The organism is Kribbella sp. (assembly GCF_035687465.1).
Lineage (GTDB): Bacteria > Actinomycetota > Actinomycetes > Propionibacteriales > Kribbellaceae > Kribbella.
This window is the reverse complement of the sequence record NZ_DASRXP010000467.1, coordinates 1-4,025: the sequence shown is the minus strand read 5'-3', so window position 1 is coordinate 4,025 and position 4,025 is coordinate 1. Positions and strand designations below refer to the sequence as shown.

Here is a 4,025-nt window from a genome sequence, read left to right as displayed (position 1 = left end):
GTGGGCGAGGGCAGTGACGATTCGCCCAGTCATCAATACGCCGTACGACGGAGCCATCGCGGAGACCAGGTTGCCCGCGATGAAGATGCCCATCAGAGCGGTCAGGACGGTCTTGCGAGAGATCTTGGAGCCGATCGCGGTCAGCAGGGGCGCGCCGACCACCACGCCCAGGGCATAACCCGAGATGAGCAGGCCGGCGGACGGGATGCTGACGCCGAAGTCGGTGGCGACCTCGGGCAGCAGGCCCATGATGACGAACTCGGTGGTGCCGATCCCGAAGGCCCCGATGGCCAGTGCCAGTAACGCGGCAGGCATGGCTGGCTGTCTCCTCGAAGGTAGTCTGGCTGGATAGTTACCCGGCGTCCGCGATAGTTGCACACGCGGACTATTGCACAAGCGTTATGATTGCGCATGCAAGGGTAAAGATCAAGTGAGGGCTCAGGAGGAGCTGTGGGAGTACCGGATGACGCCGCCGAGGCGCGGGCGCAGGGGTGGCGGACGCTGGCTGCCCTGCACGCCCGGATCGAGGACGAGCTGGAACGCGCACTGCAGAAGCAGCACGGGCTGTCCGTCAGCGAGTACAGCGTCCTGGACGTGCTCGCGCGGCAGGACGACTACCACCTGCGGATGAACCAGTTGTCGAACGCGGTGGTGCTGAGCCAGTCCGCGACCACCCGCCTGGTGAACCGCCTGGAAGACCGGAGCCTCCTGCAGCGGTACCTGTGTCCGGACGACCGCCGCGGGATCTATACCGAGGTCACCAAGGCAGGCCGGGACTTGCGCGACGAGGCCCAGCCCACCCATGACGCAGTACTCACGGCCGCCCTGGAGAAGGCCGCTGAGCTACCAGAACTAGCCCCCCTCGTCGACGCCCTAGCCCACCTCGCCGCGCCCATCAAGCTTTAGGACCGTATTGCTCCATCGCAGGCCTCAACCTTTTGTCTGGCGGATCGTCATTCTGTTGTGAAGCAGACGATGGGGGAGCGGATGGACGCCGACGAGGTGCTGCCGGTGGATCTGTCGTTCGAGGAGTTGTTCTACGTCCACGCCGTACGGGTGGCCCGGCTGGCGCATTTGCTCGGGGCCGAGGATCCGGAGGATGTCGCGCAGGAGGCGTTCTTCCGGCTGTACGCGGCCCGGCGTACCCAGCAGGTCGCCAACGTCGTCGGGTATCTGAACCGGATCGTGGTCAACGAGGTCCGGACCCGGCAGCGGCGAACCGTCGTCTCCAGGCGGACCCGGCTCCACCTCACCACGGCGCCGCCCGCGAGTGAACAGGTCGAGCGGGACGAGTCGGTCAGCGACCTCCTGCGTGCGCTCGACGAGCTTGCACCGCGGCAGCGCGAAGCACTCGTGCTCCGATACTGGCTCGACCTGCCGCTGGCCGAGATCGCCGCCGTCATGCAGGTGCGGCTCGGGACGGTCAAATCCCTCATCAGTCGAGGCATTGCCCGGCTCGGACAGGAACTGGAGGATCTTCGATGAACCAGACGGAATCCCGGCTCACGGACGAGCTCCGGGCCGAAGCGGCGAGGGTCGACGTCGATGTCGACCTGATGTGGTCCGCGGTCCAGGGGCGGACAGTGGAGCCCGGTCCCAGTCCTAGCGTCCGGCGGCCTTGGGGACGCGTGCTCGCGCCGTACGCGGCCGCCGCGGCTGTGGCCGCAGTACTGGTTGCTGTCGCCGTCAATCTGAGCGGTAACGACGGGACGACGGCGACCCCCGGCCCCACCAGCGAGCCTGGCACGGCGGTCAAGCCCAGCCAACCGGTCGGTGGTCCGGTGGACGGGGCGATCGGGGACTGGGCCTGCCCGTACCGGACGGTGGTGAATCCGGGGATCGACATGTTCTCTGGGAGTCCTCCGCCGTTCAAGCCGGTGCGGGTTCTGCTCGATCCGTCCGTCGTGCCGGCGGAGGCCCTTGGCTATGGCGTCCCGCGGTACAACTTCAGTCTCAGTGGGGCGAAGGGCGTGCTCGACTACGGCGATTCGGCCGGCCAGCGCATCTCGCGCACCGAGTTGACGAAGACCGCCAAAGGGTGGCTGGTGGTTCGGCGGACGGTCTGCTCCGGGCAGGGCGGTAAGCCGTCGCCGGATCCGGTGAAGCTGGGGACGTACACGCCGAAGCCGCTCGCCTTCAACAAGAACGCGGCGCAGGTGAAGGCGACGCCGATCACCGGTACGCCGGTCTTGCTGGACGACCGGAGTTACTACGACGGCACCGGAATGCTCCGACAGACCACGCTGTACGCCTTCCCGGTCAAGGGTGGCTACCAGTTCGCCAGGGTGCCCGCTGAGGACGGTTCCTTCGACAGCAGTGTGATCCGTGAAGGCCGCATTGCGGGCGACGCCGGAGTGACCATCACGGGAGCCGGCCCGGAAGCGATCTTCGCCGACTACACGTTGTCCGTCGGCTGGGTGTTCAGCTATCTGACGCGTGACGCCGATGTGACCGGCATCGGGGTCAAGCATCCGTCGAACGACTCGGCCGGCCCGGCGCAGCGGTTCACCTTCCCCGGCGGCAGGACCCTCTACACCGCCGTACCGACCTCACGTCAGGACGGCGACGCCCTGGTGACAGTGCATCGCAAGAGCGGCGACGAGGCTCCCGCCCGGTTCTGACGGTTTCTGAGGAGGGCCGAGGCAGACTGGAGGGGATGGAAGGAGCCGGTCATGCCTCGGCCTGACAATCGCAAGGCGTACTTCTGGCTGATGGGCAGCTGTCTGGTGCTCATCGGGCTGGCCTGGTTCGTCGTCCGGCTGTTCTCGGTCCCGGTGGCGATCGGCATGAGCGCGGTCGCCGCGGTGATCCCGCCTATTGCGGTGATCGTCGCCAACAACCACCAGGACTGACTACTCGAGACCGACGCTCGTCAGTACTTCGATGAACGCGGCGGCCAGCGGATCCGGCTCACCCCTCGTGTACGCCGTGAGCGTCCGGCAGACGGGCGGATCCGGCCGGAGGACGTGTCCTTCGAAGCCGGCGGGCAGGATGTTCGCCGGGACCAGTGCAGGCCCGAGTCCCGCCGCCGCCAAGGCGGGAGCAGCCGCGGTCTGCTCGGTGTGAACCGCTGCCCGTGGTTCGAATCCCGCTTGTGCACAAGCCCGATTCAGTACGTCGGCCAATCCGTGGCCCGGGGTGTAGTGCACCCAGGCTCGGTCGGCCAAGTCCTTCAGAGCGATGGTGGTTCCGTGGGCCGCGGGGTCGTCAGGCGAGACGACCACGACGAGTTCCTCGCTACCCAGCACCCGCGTCGTACCGGACCAGTTCGACGGCTCCGGCCCCACGGCGAGATCTGCCTCGCCCGCGCTCATCGCATCGACGAGTTCGTCGGTGTGCCGGTGCTCGAACAACCGGATGCCGACATCGGGATAGCTCTTCCGCCAGGTCTTCAGTGCGGTCGGCAGCACGCCGAGAGTGATCGAGTAGAGCGTGGCGATCTGGAGTTCGCCGACCTCCATCCCGGCGGCCTGTCGTGCGGCACAGTGGGCTCGTTGCGCGTCAGCCAACGCGGCCCTTGCGTGCGGGAGCATCGCGCGGCCGGTAGGAGTGAGGCGGACGTTCTTCGGCAGGCGTTCGAGCAAGGGGCCGCCGGCCGAACGCTCGAGTGCGCGGATCTGGTGCGAGAGCGCCGGCTGGGTGACGTGCAGGAGTTCGGCCGCGCGGGTGAACGAGCCCTCGTCCACCACCGTGACCAGGTATTCCAGCTGCCTCAACGTCGCCATGAACAGAGCTTATGGGATCGGTGAAAAGGATGCCTTGGACTAATGAGAGCCGGGCGCCAAGGATGGGGTGCATGACATCGGTCGAACAGAAGGTGGCCCTGGTAGTCGGGGCTCGTGGGGTGATCGGGACCAACCTGGTCGAACATCTGGCGTCCCTGCCTGACTGGAGGGTCGTCGGCCTCTCGCGCCGCGGTGGCGTCGACGCGGACCACGTGCGGCATGTCGCCGTGGATCTGCTCGACCCGGACGACACTCGCTTGAAGGTGTCACCGCTGACCGAGGTGACCCACCTCTTCTACG

General features: G+C 67.1%; 7 protein-coding genes. 5 read left to right on the top strand and 2 right to left on the bottom strand.

Annotated features, from left to right (window positions below; translation table 11 throughout):
- On the bottom strand, window positions 1-315 hold a 315-nt coding region (locus VFG33_RS24490; RefSeq protein ID WP_325055286.1), incomplete at its 3' end, for an MFS transporter.
- Window positions 316-450: 135 nt separating this feature from the next.
- On the opposite strand from VFG33_RS24490, the gene VFG33_RS24485 reads away from it, so the two are divergent.
- Genes VFG33_RS24485 through VFG33_RS24470 form a run of 4 tightly spaced genes read left to right on the top strand, consistent with a single transcriptional unit; the run spans window position 451 to window position 2,852 of the window.
- The gene (locus VFG33_RS24485; protein WP_325055285.1) at window positions 451-906 is read left to right on the top strand and encodes a MarR family winged helix-turn-helix transcriptional regulator; all 456 of its coding nucleotides are present in this window, start codon (window positions 451-453) and stop codon (window positions 904-906) included.
- A gap of 57 nt (window positions 907-963) precedes the next feature.
- Window positions 964-1,485, top strand: coding sequence for an RNA polymerase sigma factor (locus VFG33_RS24480; RefSeq protein WP_325055284.1), 522 nt, complete (start codon window positions 964-966; stop codon window positions 1,483-1,485).
- Window positions 1,482-2,621, top strand: a complete 1,140-nt coding sequence (locus VFG33_RS24475; RefSeq protein ID WP_325055283.1) for a hypothetical protein — start codon at window positions 1,482-1,484, stop codon at window positions 2,619-2,621. Before VFG33_RS24480 ends, VFG33_RS24475 begins: the two co-directional genes overlap by 4 nt.
- A gap of 51 nt (window positions 2,622-2,672) precedes the next feature.
- Complete coding sequence (locus tag VFG33_RS24470) at window positions 2,673-2,852, top strand: DUF3099 domain-containing protein (RefSeq protein ID WP_325055282.1); 180 nt, start codon at window positions 2,673-2,675, stop codon at window positions 2,850-2,852.
- Here VFG33_RS24470 and VFG33_RS24465 read toward each other — a convergent pair whose 3' ends face one another.
- The gene (locus tag VFG33_RS24465) at window positions 2,853-3,725 is read right to left on the bottom strand and encodes a LysR family transcriptional regulator (protein ID WP_325055281.1); all 873 of its coding nucleotides are present in this window, start codon (window positions 3,723-3,725) and stop codon (window positions 2,853-2,855) included.
- 71 nt (window positions 3,726-3,796) lie between these two features.
- Here VFG33_RS24465 and VFG33_RS24460 point away from each other — a divergent pair.
- The coding region (locus tag VFG33_RS24460) for an NAD-dependent epimerase/dehydratase family protein (protein ID WP_325055280.1) at window positions 3,797-4,025 on the top strand (229 nt) is incomplete at its 3' end.